Raw genomic sequence first — 14,570 nt, 5'->3', positions numbered from 1 at the left:
GCCACGGCGACGGCTCAACGGTTTCGATCCGACCCAGGCAAAAACGAGCGTCGGGGGTCAGCGCCGCCGGCGCACCAGCAGCGCCACGGTCAGCAGGGCCACGAGTGTGACGACCCCGCCGAAGCCGGGACCGGCGGTCCCGGTCGGAGAGGTGGAGTCTCCCGAACCGGGGTCGTCGGCCGGATCGCCGGCGGTATCGCCGATCGAGCCGCCACCGTCGGCCCCGCCACTGCCGTCCGAGCCGGCACCGCCGTCGCTGGCCAGCGGTTCCACGGCGACCCATCCGGGATCGGAGGCCGGTGCGACCCGGCTTCCGTTGTCGGCGTCGACCTGTGCGTCGGTGACGCGGACGGCGGTGGTCCCGCCGCCGGTGCCCGCGACCTCGACGGTCGCCAGCGTGACGTTCGTCGCGCCGGGGGGCGTGTCGGTCACGGCGGCTTCGAGGGTCACGCGCTGGCCGTCGCCGGAGACGGACGGATCGGTCGTCAGCCGGAACGCGTCCGGATAGCTGGCGTTGCGGACTTCGGCGACGCCGTCCTCGGCGAGTTCGAGGGTCACCTCGTAGCCCGACAGCCCGGCCGGGGCACGGGAGAGTGCGAGCCGGAGCGTGCGCGTCTCGTCTTCCTCGACCGTTGCGTTCGTGACGGTCAGCTGTGCGCCGTCGTCGGCCGTCGCCGTCCCGGCCCCGCCGACCAGCAGCAGGCCGGCGAGGAGGGTGAAGGCCGCGACCGTTCGGATAGGGGTTCGTGACATGGTCTGTCGGGCGTGAGAGGGGGACTGGAATCGGGTCCGGACCGTTACTGCTCTTCGTACAGTTCGACCACGTCGTCGTAGTCGATCTGGCCGTTCTCGTTGAAGTCGTAGGCTTCGACGTTCATCGTCACGGACTCGTCGTCGAGGTTCTCGAACAGGAGTTCGATGTCGGCGTAGTCCATGCGACCGTTGCCGTTGACGTCCTCGTAGCGGCCGTCGCCGTCGGGGTCGGTCGGGGCCGTGCCGCCCGGACCGCTGCCGATGGCGGGTGGGCCGGTGACGACGACGCCCGTGCGTTCCTGCACGTCGATCTCGCTGCCGACTTCGTCGTCCATGTCGCGGACGGACACTTCGAGATCGGTGGTGCCGGTACCGGTCGCTTCGAGTACGAGCGTGCCGAGCGTGACGTTCTGTGCGCCGGGCTGGACCTCGCCGTCGAGGTCCGCGACGCGGAGTTCGACCGACTGGCCGTCCCCGGCTACCTCGGGTTCGGCGGTCATCCCGAGCGCGTCGTCGTAGCTCGCGCCCGTGATCTCGGCGACGCCGTCGTCGCTGGTCGAGACGGTGAGCCGTGCGCCCGAGAAGCCGTTCGGGAGCGAGGACACAGTGAGATCGGTCTCGCCGGAGCCGCCGCTGGCGATGGCGAGGGATTCGACGTCGACGTCGACAGGCGGCTGATAGACGTAGAGCCCGTCGTTGGGGAAGTTCGCGGGACCCGACTTGAAGCCGTCCTCACAGCAGAGGACGCGACCGTCGTCCATCACGTAGACGTTGTCGATGTTGGCCACACCGTCGTCGCCGTCCGCCTGCCGATCGCTCGCGACGAAGTCGGGGCCGACGACGACGGGTTCGAGCCGGGAGACGTTGTAATCCTGCTCCAGTTCGCCGCGGTAGATGATGCCGCCGTCGATGCGGTCGAGCTGAACGTCGCCCTCCTCGTCGGCCAGGGCGTCGTTGAACTCCGAGATGCCGAAGTAGACGAACTCACCGGGGCCGGCACCGTCCCGGCTGTCGACGCCTTCGGCCTTGTTGAACTCGATGGACGCTCCGATCTCCTTGGCGGCCGCTCGGGTCTCCAGAAACGGCACTCTCCGGAGGTCCTCGTCGACGCCGTCGTAGCCGTGTTCCTCGTACTGTTCGGCCCACTCGACGATCTCCTCGTTGGTGATGTAGTTCCGGTTCCCGTTCTCGACGACGTACTGGTCGGCTTCGGCCAGCACCTCGTCGGTGACCTCGTCGCCCTCGCTCCAGCGTTCGGTGTGGGCTTCGAGATAGTCGACCTGGGTCACGTCGTCGTACTCGGCGATCCACTGCTCGCACTCGCGCTGGCTGGCGTGCCCGAGCGGGAGCCAGTCGATCAGGAGGTCGGTTTCGGCAGGGTTGTTGCGAACGCCTGCGTCCTCGGCTGAGGCCGCGTCGTTCGTGATCTTCGGCGCGTACAGCGTACCCTCGACGTCCATCGGGTCGTCGTAGCCGTCGATCTCCGCGTCGGCGACGAACTTGTAGATGCCCTTGCTGTCGCCGTCGGAGAGCCCGTAGGCGGTCTTCCGGTCGGCCTGGATGTTCGGGGCTTCCCAGGCGGCCCGGCCCATGACGTAGTACTTGACCGGCTGGGGCGGGTCGGCGGTCGGCTCGCGGACGTCGACGTGGTAGCCGTACCGGTATGGGTTCGGGTAGACGTCCGAAATCGGTTCGGTCGTGTTGGAGTCGCTGCCCTGGTCGACACGCTCGGCACCGAGGTAGTACGCCAGGAACTCGACGCCGCTGAGCGCCCAGTATCCCTGTGGGGAGAAGTCGAGGTGCTCCGTGCAGTCGCTTGGGTTCGGTCGGTTCCAGAACTGGCAGCCGCCGATCATGCCCTCGCCGGAGCCGGCGTCGACGATGTCGCCGACCGTGTTGGTACGAGAGACGCGCGGGTGTGCGTAGTTCTCCTCGGAGGAGAGCATCGTGTCCCAGGGGCTGAGATCGCCGTAACAGTTGATCCGGGTCCCGCCGAGTTCTCGGAGGGGCTCCGTGTTGGCGAGGTTGATCGCGTTCTCCAGGTCGGCCTCCCACTCGCCGTCCTCGGTCATGCTGATCGGGATGCGGCTGACGTTCCCCGGGCTGTTCTCCCAGTTGGTGAACAGATACCCCTCGGTGCCCGCGTCGTTCGTGGGGACGAACTGGTTACAGTCCGGGTTGGTCGCGGCACCACCGTACTGGGTGCCTTCGAAGGTATCGAGCGAGATATCGGTGCCGTCGGGCGTCTGGGCGACGCCGAGCCGTTCGCTCCCGCCGTCGATCGGTTCGCGGCCCTGAGCGAGCAACACGTACTCGTGGTTGGCCGCGCGAACGCGGCCCTGCTCCGCGTCAGTGGTCGGGACCGGGACTTCCGCGAAGTCGTCGTTGTCCCCGTCCAGCTCGAAGGTGAAGTCGCTGAAGTAGCCGACACCGGCCCGGTCGAACGGTTCCGGATTGTCACCGCTCGGGTGCTGGAGGCTGTACAGCAGGCCGCCGTTCTCGAAGACGAACGGGCCCGTGACCTCCGCACCGTAGGCCGTCGTGGAGAAGCGCTTGATATCGCCGACGACGCTCGGTGCACCGGACGTATCGCTCTCCGGGATTTCGGTCTCCGAACCGCCGGCAATTCCCACCACACTGGCCCCCAGTGCGGCAGCGACTGACGATTTCATCAGGTTTCGCCGATTGAGATCCACCATGCAGGCGGAGAGCGGGATGCACGTACAAAGCCGCTTTATATTACCAGTACGTTGGGGGAAGAAAAATACGCCCGCGTACATACGACCGCTGTCGCTTCGTACCGCTATGCGTGGGTACGTTTGACAGCCTCCCGTGACACGGAGGAACTGCGAGCAGTTGCTGGAGGCGGTCGGAAGCCGGACGAAAAACAGCGGGATTGCGACGGGGCGCGGTTACCTCTCGACGTTGCGACGCGAGTCGTGTCGGTCGGCTACGCCCTGTTCGACGGCTCCCTCGCGAACCTTCTCGGCCCGTGCCCGGACGTTCCTGATGAGCCGCTGGATCTTGTCGGGTCGCTCGGCGAAGTAACAGCTCACCCAGTCTTCGCTGGCGCCCGGGAGCGTCCGCATGTACGCCACCATCGTGTCCCGGCCCGCCGGGATGATCTTCGGCGGCACACCTCGTTCGCCCGTCTCCGACTCGACGAAGCCGTTCACGTCGAAGTACACGTCGGCGTACAGCGTCGCCATCTCCGGGTCCTCGAACGTCTTGCCGCAGTGATCGGGTGCCTCGAAGTGGTAACGCCGCCCGTCCTCGTCCTCAATCTCGACGATCCGGACGTTCAGGACGTACTCCTCGTAGATGCTCTCCTGTGCGTCAACGGACCGGTCCGCTGTGTGGGACATGTGCGGGCCTGCGCGCGGCCATCGCTTTAGATTAAGTAATTTTGATATGTATTCCTCAGAGCGGGACTGAGCCCTCTATAGAGTACAAAGGAAGCGGAAAATTAGTCGAAATGCGGTGCGGGTGCGGTGCGGCGGGCAGCCAGCGGCAGGACCGCACGCGAACGGCGCGAAGCGCCGTGAGCGCGCGGACCGCGGCGAGCGACGAACGGGAGCGAGCCGCGATTTTTGGCCGAGCTTTTTGCCGCGAGTCGCGCGCGGAGCGCGCGACGAAGCGTGTAAAAAGTGGGGTTGCCTCGCGGGTCACTTCGTTCCCCGCTCGCAGTTCGGAGAGACTTGCTACGCTCGCCTCTCCTACATCATGCCGCCCATACCGCCGCCCATGCCGCCCATGCCGCCCATACCGCCGGGCGCGCCGCCGGGGCCGCCTTCCTCGCCGTCGCCCTCGGTCGAGAGGTCGCCGGCGGAGATGATGTCGTCGATCTTCAGCACGAGGTTCGCGGCCTCGGTGGCCGACGAGAGGGCCTGTTCCTTGGCGTGGGCCGGTTCGACGACGCCGGCCTCGTAGGTGTCTTCGACGTCGCCGGTGAAGACGTTCAGGCCGGCCCGTTCCTCGCCGTCGTCGTGGGCGGCCCGCAGGTCGACCAGCGTGTCGATGGGGTCGAGCCCGGAGTTCTCGGCCAGGACGCGGGGGACGAGTTCCAGCGCGTCGGCGAAGGCCTCGACGGCCAGCTGTTCGCGGCCCTCGACGGAGTCGGCGTGGTCGCGGACGCGGCGGGCGAGTTCGACCTCGACGGCACCGCCGCCGGCCAGCACGCGGCCGTCCGAAACGGTAGCGGCGACGACGTCGAGCGCGTCACTGATGCCGCGTTCGAGTTCGTCGACGACGTGTTCGGTGGAGCCACGCAGCAGGAGCGTTACGCCGTGGCTGTCCGACCCCTCGACGTAGAACAGTTCGGCGTCGTCGTCGCGGGTCAGATCGCCGGTGCCGAGGTCGTCGGCCTCGACGGTGTCGAGGTCGGAGACGATGCTCGCGCCGAGCACTTCCGCGAGGAACTGCATGTCCGTCTTCTTGACGCGGCGCAGGGCCAGGATACCTTCTTTGGCGAGGTAGTGCTGGGCCATGTCGTCGATGCCCTTCTGACAGAAGACCACGTCGGCCCCGCTGTCGACGATGGCGTCGACCTTGGCGCGGAGCTGCTCTTCTTCCTGCTCGATGAAGGACTGGAGCTGGTCGGGGCTGTCGACCGAGAGGGAGGCGTCGGCCTCGGCCTCCTCGATCTCGATGGGCTGGTCGAGTAGCATGACGGAGGCGTCCTCGAGGTCGGTCGGCATGTCCTCGTGGACGGGGTCCTTGTCGATGACTGCGCCCTCGAGCAGTTCGGAGTTGCCCGCGGAGCTGCCTTCCTGGGTCTCGATGTTGAGGAACTCCAGGTCGACGACGCTGGAGCCGTCGTCGGCCTCGACGGTGACGGCCTGCACGGCGTCGTAGATGAGCTGGCTGAGGTGTTCCTTGTTGAGTTCCGCGCCCTTGCCGGTCATGGAGGTCTCCGCGACTTTGCGGATGGTCTCCTCGTCGTCGGGGTCGACGGACTCGGCGATGTCGTCGATCTCGGCCTGGGCGTGCTTGCTGGCGATGTCGAAGCCCTTGATCATCGCCGTCGGGTGGATGTCCTGATCGAGCAGGTCCTGGGCCTGCTTGAGGAGTTCGCCCGCCGTGGCGACCGCCGTCGTCGTGCCGTCGCCGGCCTCGTCCTCCTGGGTCTCGGCGACTTCGACGATCATCTCGGCGGTCGGGTTGTCGATGTCCATCTCCTGGAGGATGGTCACGCCGTCGTTCGTGACGGTGACCGACCCCATCGAGGAGACGAGCATCTTGTCCATGCCCTTCGGGCCGAGTGTCGACTGTACCGATTCGGCGACCGCGCGGGCAGCCGCGATGTTGTGTTCCTGAGCGTCCTTGTCTTTCATGCGCTGGGCGTCCTCGCCCATGATGATCATCGGCTGACCGCGCATTCGCTGCTGCTGGCTCATAATCAAGCGAATGATTGAAAGTGCTTCTATAAAAACCTGTCGTCCCTGCGCCGATAGCGGATCCGGCGAGAGAACGGCATCGAACCGGAGAACCGGCCGCTTGCGACGGGTTTCGTCGGCCTATGTGCAGGAGTAACATACTACTGGCCAGCGATAGATGTCGGGAATCCAGACGCGTTTAAGTAATCAGTCGGCAAACGAGAGGATCCGGTCGGCGACGGCGTCGGGCCGTTCGGCGTGCAGGAAGTGACCGGCGTTGTTCAGGATCTCCAGGTCGGCGCGGGCGTCGAAGCAGTCGGTGACGCCCTCGAAGAGGTCGGCCCCGATACAGCCGTCGTGCGCGCCCGCGAGTACGAGCGTGGGGGCGTCGATGCCGGCGATCTCCTGTTCGGACCGACGGCGGGGCAGGAACATGTCGAAGAAATCGCGGTAGTACCGCAGGGCGGCCTCGACGGTCTCGCCGGCCCGGAAGGTGTCCTTCACCGCGTCGAGGTGGGCCGCGTCGTAGTCCCAGTCGGGGCTCCAGAGTTGCCAGAGTCGTTCGATCAGCGCGAAGTCGTTCGCGCGGACGATCTCCTCGCCGTGGCCGGGGACCTGGAACTGGTTCATGTACCAGCTCCGCATCGCTTGCGTGGCGTAGTCGTCGAACTGCGACCAGAAGTTCGGCGGGATCGCCATCGAGACACAGGTCCCGAGCCCCTGCCCGCCGGTGACCGCTGCCGTCGTGACCGCCATCCCGCCCCAGTCGTGGCCCACCACGAGCGGGTCGGGGTCGTCGAGTTCGCCGGTCAGCGCGAACACGTCCGAGGCGAGCATCATGGGCGAGTAGTTGCCCGGCTCGGTCGGCGGTCGCTCGGTCTCGCCGTACCCGCGCATGTACGGGGCGTAACAGGTGTAGCCGGCGTCGGCGAGTCGTTCCATCAGCGGGACGAAGGTGCGGGGAGAGTCCGGGAACCCGTGCAACAGCAGGGCGTCGCGATCCCCGTCCCCACAGGTCAGCGCGGCGAACTCCAGCCCGGTCGTGTCGAGCGTCGTCTCTTCGACTGCTGGCGTGGACATGTGTGCCACCACACCCCCAGCCCGGATTCCACTGTTCCCCGAGAGGTGAGGCCGTTTAAACCGGCTCTCGCCAGTTCACCGTGACGGTCCCGATCACGAACTCGTCGTGCGTGTCCGGATCGCGGCGGATCCGGAGCGTGTTCTCACCCTCGCGGAGGTCGGGCACCTGAATCGTCGTCATCCAGTACTGCCAGCCGTCGCCGGGCGGCACGTCGAACCCCGAGAGCGCCCGGTCGTTGACGATCACCTCGTGGCCGTACGCGTCGACGCCGTAGGCCTGGAGTTCGAGGTACGCGTCCGTGGCCGCGTCGGTGGGCACGCGAAACCGCTGCTCGGAGGAGCGGTCGCCGACGAACTCCGCCCACGGCACGTCGAGGGCATTCGGGTTCTCACCGAGGTGTTCCCGCACCTCCAGCAGCCGGTAGTCGGCGCGATACTGCTCGGTCATACGCAGACGTGACGCTGACCCAACAAGAAAACAGGTGATTCGTCAGCGCGCGCCGCGGTCGAAGTCGACGTTGTCGAACTCCGGTGGGCGCTTGCCCTCGGTCGCGTACACGTACAGTGCGGTCTTGGCGATGGCACCCAGCGCCGTCGACAGGAGCGCGGCCCCGAGGATGACGACTGCGGCGATGACGGCGGCGACGACGAAGCCCGCGCCGCCACCGAAGCCGCCGAGCGCGAAGAACACCACGGCGGCGACGGCCAGTCCGACGAGGACGAACAGAATCGAGACCAGTCCGACGCCGAAGTTGGCACCGGCGGTCTCACCCCAGGTGTTCTTGAACGTCTCGCCGCTACGCTTGAACATCTCCAGCGGGCCGACGTCCTCGAAGACGATCACCGGGATGATGAAGTAGGTGATGATCGACCAGGCGACGCTCACCACGAGCGCGACGATGCTGCTGACGATGCTGTCGTCGCTCTCGATGGCCCGGAGGAGCATCCCGACGGTCGCCGAGATGACCGCCCAGACGAACAGCGGCGTCTTGTGTCGCCAGGCCGCGGCCAACCCGGATTTGACGGAGGGCTCACGCCCCTCGAAGCTCTCGCGAGCGCTGTACACCAGCCCCGCGTTGAAGAACGAGGCGATGAACGACGTGCCCAGGTACAGCGCGAAGAGGACGACGTAGGCCGTCGCCCCCTCGAACAGGTTCAGGACGTACGATCCACCGAACAGCAGGGCGATGAACAGCAACCCTGCGATACCGCTGATCACCGGGAAGAGGGTCAGTTCCGGCTGCTTGCGGAGGACGCGAAGGCTGTCCATCGACAGGTTCCAGCCCATCTTCAGGCGGCTAAATATCCCCATGCCTCTCCTTTCACGCAGATATCACATATCCCTTTTGGGTTTGAGTCTGGCGGTTGCTGGAGTGTGCATCTGGTGTCTAGCATCCGCGCGACCGAAGGGAGCGCGGTTCACCGCTCGCGCGAAGCGCGAGCGGGCTTTTTTCGCCCACGTTTTTTGGCCTCGAGGGAGCGGAGCTCCCTCGGCCCGTGCGAACGGGCGGCTTTGCCGCCCGTGAGCAGACGGGGGTCGAGCCGCGAGCCTTCGGCTCGCGGCGAGGCCCCGTGAAAAAAGGTGGTACGCCAGGACTGGGAGTGAGCGAACGCGGAGCGTTCGCGAACGCCGATAGACGAGCTCTGCTCGTCTATCGGAATTTGAACCCAGAGGAAGACGTTCCGGGGTGCTCGCTCACTCCGTTCGCTGTGCTCCCGGGGCTGCGTCTTCCAGGGCTTCAAATCCACTGTCGGTCGTGACTCGCGGGGAGTGAGCGACGCCTCGCCGACGGTCGGCGTCGCTCACGGGTTGCTCGTCACAGACACGCCAGGACTGGGATTTGAACCCAGAATCCCGGAAGGGAACACGCTTTCCAGGCGTGCGCCTTACCGTTCGGCCATCCTGGCTCACGTGAGCCTATCGCCGTTCTGCGTTTAACGTTTACCCTTTGGGGTCCGTCGTCAGCCCGAACTGATAGACGTAGCTCACCCCACTCGCCCCGGCCACGACGAGGGCAGCGACGGCGAACTTCACGAGCCAGTCCACCCGTTCCGTACTCACGAGTTCGTACCCCTGCAACAGCACCAGAAAGCCAAGCCCGCCGACGAAACCCCACAGCAGGCTCGACTTGATGCGTGGGTCCATCAGGTCGTGACGACGGCCTCGATCTCGACGCCGACGCCTTTCGGGAGGGCACCTACCTCGACGGCGCTGCGGGCCGGTGGCTCGTCCTCGAAGTAGGTGGCGTAGGTCTCGTTCATCGCCTCGAAGTCGTCGATGTCGGCCATGTAGACGGTGACTTTCAGCACGTCGTCCATGGTCGCGCCGGCCTCCTCGACGATGGCACGGAGGTTGTCGAGTGCCTGCTCGGTCTGGTCGGCGATGGGGGCGTCGTCGAGCAACTCCCCGTCCGGGGTGAGGGGAATCTGGCCGGCGGTGAACACGAGCGAGTCGGTCGCGGTGGCCTGACTGTAGGCCCCGACCGCCGCGGGCGCGTCGTCGGTGCTGACGGTGCGTTTCATGGACGAACACGGGGTCGGCGCGGACTTAAACACCGGCGGTGCGTCGCCGAGTCGCTGGTATGTACACGCCCATCTTTTTGCACGGTCGGGGAGTCAGATGCAATCATGACAGACGGAGTCGAACCCCCGGAACTCACGGCCGACCGCATTCTGACCCTGGACGACGACCGCTTCACGACCGACAGCGTGGCGCTGGTGACCGGCGCCGGCTCGGGCATCGGCCGCGCGACCGCGGTCGCGCTGGCGGAGAACGGCCTCGCCGTCGCGGCGACCGACGTGGACGAGGAAGGACTGGCCGGGACGACCGAGAAGGCCGAGGGAATGAGTGTGAGCGGCGAAATTCACGAGATCGTCGGCGACCTGACGAACGACGAGGACGTGCGTCGGATCGTCGACGGGGCCGCCGAGGAAGGCGACCTGCGCTACGTCGCCAACATCGCGGGCCTCCAGCACATCTCGCCGCTTCCGGAGTTTCCGATGGAGAAGTACGACCTGCTGCACGACGTGATGGTCCGCGCCCCGTTCCTGATCGCCAAGCTCGTGATGCCCCACATCCGCGACACCGACGACGGCGTGGGTGCGATCGGGAACATGTGCTCGATCCACGGCCACACGGCGACCCAGGACAAGGCGGGCTACATCACCTCGAAGTTCGGCCTGCGGGGGCTGACGAAATCCATCGCTGCGGAGGGCGACGGCCCCCTGCGCGCGTTCACCGTCTCGACGGGGTACGTGAAGACGCCGCTGGTGACAGACCAGATCCCCGACACCGCCGAGGAGCGCGGCATCACCGAAGAGGAGGTCGTCGAGGACGTGATGCTCGGGGAGTCCCAGGTCACGGAGATGATGGAGCCGGTCGACGTGGCGAACCTCTTCACCCTCGGGTTCTCGGAGTACGGCAAACACCTCGACGGCGGCGACCTCACCTGGGACGGGGGCCACCTGTCGACGTACGAGTGAGTTTAGGTGACTCGGGGCCGGAGACGGGATCATGAGCGACGAGACGAACGTCGCGATCGCGTGCCAGGGTGGGGGTAGCCACACCGCGTTCACCGCCGGTGCCCTCGGGGAACTCCTGCCGGCCATCGACCGCCGAGGCGACCGGCTGGTGGGACTCAGCGGTACCTCCGGCGGCGCGTTCGCGGCTGTCGCCGGCTGGTACGGCTCCCTCGCCGACGACACGACTGCGCCGTCGGTGCTCGAGGACCTCTGGACCGAACTTGCGGCGTCGGGCCCACTCGACAGGACGAGCAACGACGCGCTGGTCTGGACCACCTATCTGGAGAACATGGGCGTCCCTTTCCCGGAGATCAGTCCCTACCAGTACCCCTTCGCCGCCTGGGGGCAGGACCAGCTCCGCGAGACGCTGACGGAAGTCGTCGACTTCGACGCGCTGCCAGCGCTGGCGACGGCCGACACACCCGAACTCGTCGTCGGGGCCGTCGACATCGAGGCCGGGACCTTCGAGACGTTCACCGGCGGCGACGTGACGCCGACGGCGGTGCTCGCCTCCGCGGCCGTCCCGCACCTGTTCCCGGCGGTCGAGATCGACGGCGACAGCCACTGGGACGGCCTGTTCTCCCAGAACCCGCCGATCCGGGACCTGTTCCACGTTCCGTACGAGCGCAAACCCGAGGAGCTGTGGGTCGTCCGGATCAACCCCCAGACACGGTCGGGCAACCCGACTTCGATGCGTGAGATCGTCGACCGGCGCAACGAACTCGCGGGCAACCTCTCGCTCAATCAGGAGCTGCACCACGTCGAGCGGATCAACGAGTTCGTCCGCGACGGGTACCTCCCGGACGACGAGTTCAGAGAGACAGCCGTCCACCAGCTCGGCCTCCCGGACGAGTTCTCCTACGCCTCGAAACTCGATCGCAGCCCCGAGTTCGTCGAGGAGATGATCGAGCTGGGCCGCGAGCGGGCCGAGGCGTTCCTCGACGACCGCTAGAGCAGGACCTCGGTCTCGTAGCCCGCCTCCTCCAGAGCCTCGAGCACGATCGCGACGTGGTCGTGGCCCCGCGTTTCGAGGTCGAGTTCGACCTCGGCGTCGTTCATCGCCACGTCGCGGGACGTGCGGTCGTGGCGGATGGCGTAGATGTTCGCCCGGTGTTCCGAGAGGATGTTCGTCAACTCCTCCAGCGTCCCGGGCCGGTCTTTGAGGACCGTCCGCAGCCGCAGGTAGCGACCGGTCTTCACCAGCCCTCGCAGGATCACCGTGGTGAGCTGGTTGAGGTCGATGTTGCCCCCACAGAGCGCCGGGACGATAACCTCGCCCTCCTCGTAGTCGAACCGCTCTTCGAGGACGGCCGCCAGCGGGACCGCGCCCGCACCTTCGACGAGGGTCTTCGAGCGCTCCAGCAGTTTCGTCAGCGCGACGGCGATCTCCTCGTCAGATACCGTGACCACCTCGTCGACGCGCTCCTGGATGATCGGAAACGTCTCGTCGCCGATCCGCCGGGTCGCGATGCCGTCGGCGATGGTCTCGACGCTGTCGCGCTCGACGATTTCCCCCTTCGCCAGCGACGCGGCCGCGCTGGAGGCTCCTTCGGCCTGAACGCCGATCACGCGCACGTCGGGGTTTCGGCCCTTGATCGCCGTGGCGATGCCGCTGATGAGGCCGCCGCCGCCGATGGGGACGACGACGGTCTCGACCTCGGGGCAGTCCTCGAGGATTTCCAGGCCGATGGTGCCCTGCCCGGCCATCACCATCGGGTCGTCGAAGGCGTGGACGTAGGTGCGGTTCTCCTCGCGTTCGATCTCGTGGGCGCGTTCGGTGGCTTCGCTGTAGTCCTCGCCGTGGAGGACGACCTCGGCCCCGTAGGCCCGGGTGGCCTGCACCTTCGAGACCGGCGCGGGTTCGGGCATGACGATCTTCGAGTCGACGCCGATCCGTGTGGCCGCCAGCGCGACCCCCTGGGCGTGGTTGCCGGCACTGGCCGTCACGACGCCGGCCTCACGTTCCGTCTCGGAGAGCGTCGCGATCCGGTTTGTCGCGCCTCGGATCTTGAACGCGCCCGTGCGCTGGAACGTCTCCAGTTTCAGGTGGACCGCCGCGTCGGTCATCGACGAGAAACTGTGGGAGTACTCCAGTGGCGTGTGTCTGGCCGTCTCCGCGACCCGCTCGCGCGCCGCCTCCACGTCCGCGAGTTCGAGCATGCTCGGATTTCCCACTACGCGGAGTTAGGGGTTTCCCGGACGCGTCGCGACCGCACCGCTCACGGTCCCCTGTGGTCACCCCTCGCTCTGTCCGCGGCCTCCCGATGGTCGGCCGCGCGGCTCGCGGTCCGTGCCACGGGCCGGCAAAAACGGAATGGAGCGTGTGACTGCGTTTCGACTGCCACCTCCGAGATACTTAAACCCCGTGGACATTCTGCCATCCCGAAACCGCCATACTGCGGCCGGATATGACCTGTGTCAGACGGATAGCTGACGGGCGTCTGGATATATAAATGGTTAGAGCAGCGACCGGAGTGACCGGGTGCGGACCCCACACTGCTCGCGGAACTCGCAGGGGGAACACTTCGCGTCGTCGTCGATGCGCCCCGGTGGTCCGTCGACGGCCTCGGCGGTCCGAACGGCGCTGCGATAGGTCCCCTTCCGGCGCGTGGTCAGCGGCACCTCCCTGATGACGCCGTAGGCCGGATACTCCGCGAACGCGCGCTCGACCGGTGTCTCCCGCTCCCAGGACAGCGCCTTGGCGGCCGCGACCAGCCGCGCGGTCTGGGGCTCCCAGACCCCTACGTCGGGCGGACTGCCGGCGAACACGAGCGAGGGAGCCAGCGGGTCTTCGAGTACCTTGTGTGCGACGCCGCGACACTCCCTGCCCTCCAGCATTCGCTCACGGATCGGCGGATCGACCAGTCCGTCCCAGGCGTCGAGTCTGGCCTTCGCCTGGCCCAGTCGGGAGCGAAACGTGGTGGGTGAGACCTCGATGGGGGCGGCCAGCAGGTCGGCGTCGCTGTCGAGCAGGCGCTCGTACTCGAAGGCGAGGTTTCGGCAGGCGGCGACCTCGTCGGGTACGTCCGGCGGCCCGGCGCGGCGGCGGTAGTAGAGCTTTCGCGGGCAGTACGCGGCCGTCTCCACGTCCCGGAACGTGTGCATAGCCGGGGCTGGTTCCGGATTCGTACTTGAACTTTCGTCCCTCTATCCCACGGTACGAGCGGAGAACAGTCGAACTCCGATGACGAACCCGACCGCGAGGAAGATGCCGCTCGCGGCGCTCGATAGGCGTTTCGGGGGTAGCCCGGCGAACTCGTACCCCATCCAGACCACGACCGCGAAGGCGATGATGACTAGGGCGCGGCCGGCGACGCCGATGTCACGGAACCATGTGTCCACCTGCGACCCGACGGGGGAGGCCGCGACCGGACCTAGCGCGAGCACACAGGCGACGAACCCGCCGACGAACCAGGACCAGACGACTGGCTCCCCGGTGTAGAAGTCGTAGGCCACGTCGAACAGGAGGACGACGGCGATGGCGACTTCGATTTTGTCGGGGGCTCCGTCGGGGAACCAGTCGCGGGCGGTGACTGAGGGCATCGTGGAGCAGCTGTTTCGCGCGGACTGCGAAGAACTCTGTGCCGGGCGGTGCGGTCGCGGTGCGGATCCTGCCACCGTCCGGCGGCCTCCGGCCGCCGGTTCACCGGGAGCGCGCTCTCGGCCTTTTTCGCCCACGTTTTTGCCGCGAGTAGTGCGGGAGCAAAGTCGTTCGAGGGACCAAGTCCCTCGTGATGACGAGAGAGCTTCGCTCTCTCGAACCACTCCCGCATACCATGCGAACGGGCGCTTCGCGCCCGTGAGCAGATGGTGGCCGCAGGCCATCCGAGCGGGAAAAAC

General features: G+C 66.9%; 14 protein-coding genes and 1 tRNA gene. 2 read left to right on the top strand and 13 right to left on the bottom strand.

All coding sequences use genetic code 11. The features are described from left to right. Window positions 1-57: 57 nt before the first annotated feature. The 10 genes from BV210_RS07420 to BV210_RS07375 form a co-directional block, all read right to left on the bottom strand. The gene (locus BV210_RS07420) at window positions 58-753 is read right to left on the bottom strand and encodes a PGF-CTERM sorting domain-containing protein (RefSeq protein WP_077206015.1); all 696 of its coding nucleotides are present in this window, start codon (window positions 751-753) and stop codon (window positions 58-60) included. A 44-nt stretch (window positions 754-797) separates the two neighbouring features. Further along, complete coding sequence (locus BV210_RS07415; protein ID WP_077206014.1) at window positions 798-3,452, bottom strand: alkaline phosphatase PhoX; 2,655 nt, start codon at window positions 3,450-3,452, stop codon at window positions 798-800. Window positions 3,453-3,665: 213 nt separating this feature from the next. Beyond that, complete coding sequence (locus BV210_RS07410) at window positions 3,666-4,118, bottom strand: hypothetical protein (protein WP_077206013.1); 453 nt, start codon at window positions 4,116-4,118, stop codon at window positions 3,666-3,668. A 351-nt stretch (window positions 4,119-4,469) separates the two neighbouring features. Next, the gene (thsB, locus tag BV210_RS07405; RefSeq protein WP_077206012.1) at window positions 4,470-6,131 is read right to left on the bottom strand and encodes a thermosome subunit beta; all 1,662 of its coding nucleotides are present in this window, start codon (window positions 6,129-6,131) and stop codon (window positions 4,470-4,472) included. A 204-nt stretch (window positions 6,132-6,335) separates the two neighbouring features. Further along, window positions 6,336-7,208, bottom strand: a complete 873-nt coding sequence (locus BV210_RS07400) for an alpha/beta fold hydrolase (RefSeq protein ID WP_077206011.1) — start codon at window positions 7,206-7,208, stop codon at window positions 6,336-6,338. Window positions 7,209-7,263: 55 nt separating this feature from the next. Next, the gene (locus tag BV210_RS07395) at window positions 7,264-7,656 is read right to left on the bottom strand and encodes a hypothetical protein (RefSeq protein ID WP_077206010.1); all 393 of its coding nucleotides are present in this window, start codon (window positions 7,654-7,656) and stop codon (window positions 7,264-7,266) included. A gap of 42 nt (window positions 7,657-7,698) precedes the next feature. Next, on the bottom strand, window positions 7,699-8,520 hold the full coding sequence (locus tag BV210_RS07390) for a DUF6159 family protein (protein ID WP_077206009.1): 822 nt from the start codon (window positions 8,518-8,520) through the stop codon (window positions 7,699-7,701). Between the two features lie 514 nt (window positions 8,521-9,034). Beyond that, window positions 9,035-9,116, bottom strand: a tRNA-Ser gene (locus tag BV210_RS07385). A 34-nt stretch (window positions 9,117-9,150) separates the two neighbouring features. Then, window positions 9,151-9,354, bottom strand: coding sequence for a hypothetical protein (locus BV210_RS07380; protein WP_077206008.1), 204 nt, complete (start codon window positions 9,352-9,354; stop codon window positions 9,151-9,153). Further along, the gene (locus tag BV210_RS07375; protein WP_077206007.1) at window positions 9,354-9,731 is read right to left on the bottom strand and encodes a Rid family detoxifying hydrolase; all 378 of its coding nucleotides are present in this window, start codon (window positions 9,729-9,731) and stop codon (window positions 9,354-9,356) included. The genes BV210_RS07380 and BV210_RS07375 overlap by 1 nt, the downstream gene beginning before the upstream one ends. A 105-nt stretch (window positions 9,732-9,836) precedes the next feature. Here BV210_RS07375 and BV210_RS07370 point away from each other — a divergent pair, with 105 nt between their 5' ends. Together BV210_RS07370 and BV210_RS07365 are read left to right on the top strand one after the other, a co-directional pair. Then, window positions 9,837-10,691, top strand: a complete 855-nt coding sequence (locus BV210_RS07370) for an SDR family NAD(P)-dependent oxidoreductase (RefSeq protein WP_077206006.1) — start codon at window positions 9,837-9,839, stop codon at window positions 10,689-10,691. A 31-nt stretch (window positions 10,692-10,722) separates the two neighbouring features. Next, entirely contained in the window at window positions 10,723-11,682 is a 960-nt protein-coding gene (locus BV210_RS07365) for a patatin-like phospholipase family protein (RefSeq protein WP_077206005.1), read from the top strand. Here the strand turns inward: BV210_RS07365 and ilvA are convergent. From ilvA to BV210_RS07350, 3 genes are all read right to left on the bottom strand, one after another. Continuing rightward, window positions 11,679-12,890 carry a threonine ammonia-lyase gene (gene ilvA / locus BV210_RS07360; RefSeq protein ID WP_077206004.1) on the bottom strand — a complete coding sequence of 404 codons (1,212 nt, stop codon included), beginning with the start codon at window positions 12,888-12,890 and terminating at the stop codon, window positions 11,679-11,681. The genes BV210_RS07365 and ilvA overlap by 4 nt on opposite strands. Window positions 12,891-13,187: 297 nt before the next feature. Then, window positions 13,188-13,835: a hypothetical protein gene (locus BV210_RS07355; RefSeq protein ID WP_077206003.1), complete on the bottom strand. Its 648-nt coding sequence runs from the start codon at window positions 13,833-13,835 to the stop codon at window positions 13,188-13,190. A gap of 42 nt (window positions 13,836-13,877) precedes the next feature. Next, window positions 13,878-14,273 (bottom strand): hypothetical protein, encoded by a 396-nt coding sequence (locus BV210_RS07350; RefSeq protein ID WP_077206002.1) that lies wholly within the window; start codon window positions 14,271-14,273, stop codon window positions 13,878-13,880. Window positions 14,274-14,570: the final 297 nt, after the last annotated feature.

This window comes from Halorientalis sp. IM1011 (assembly GCF_001989615.1).
Taxonomy (GTDB): domain Archaea; phylum Halobacteriota; class Halobacteria; order Halobacteriales; family Haloarculaceae; genus Halorientalis.
This window is presented reverse-complemented; position numbering and strand designations above follow the sequence as displayed.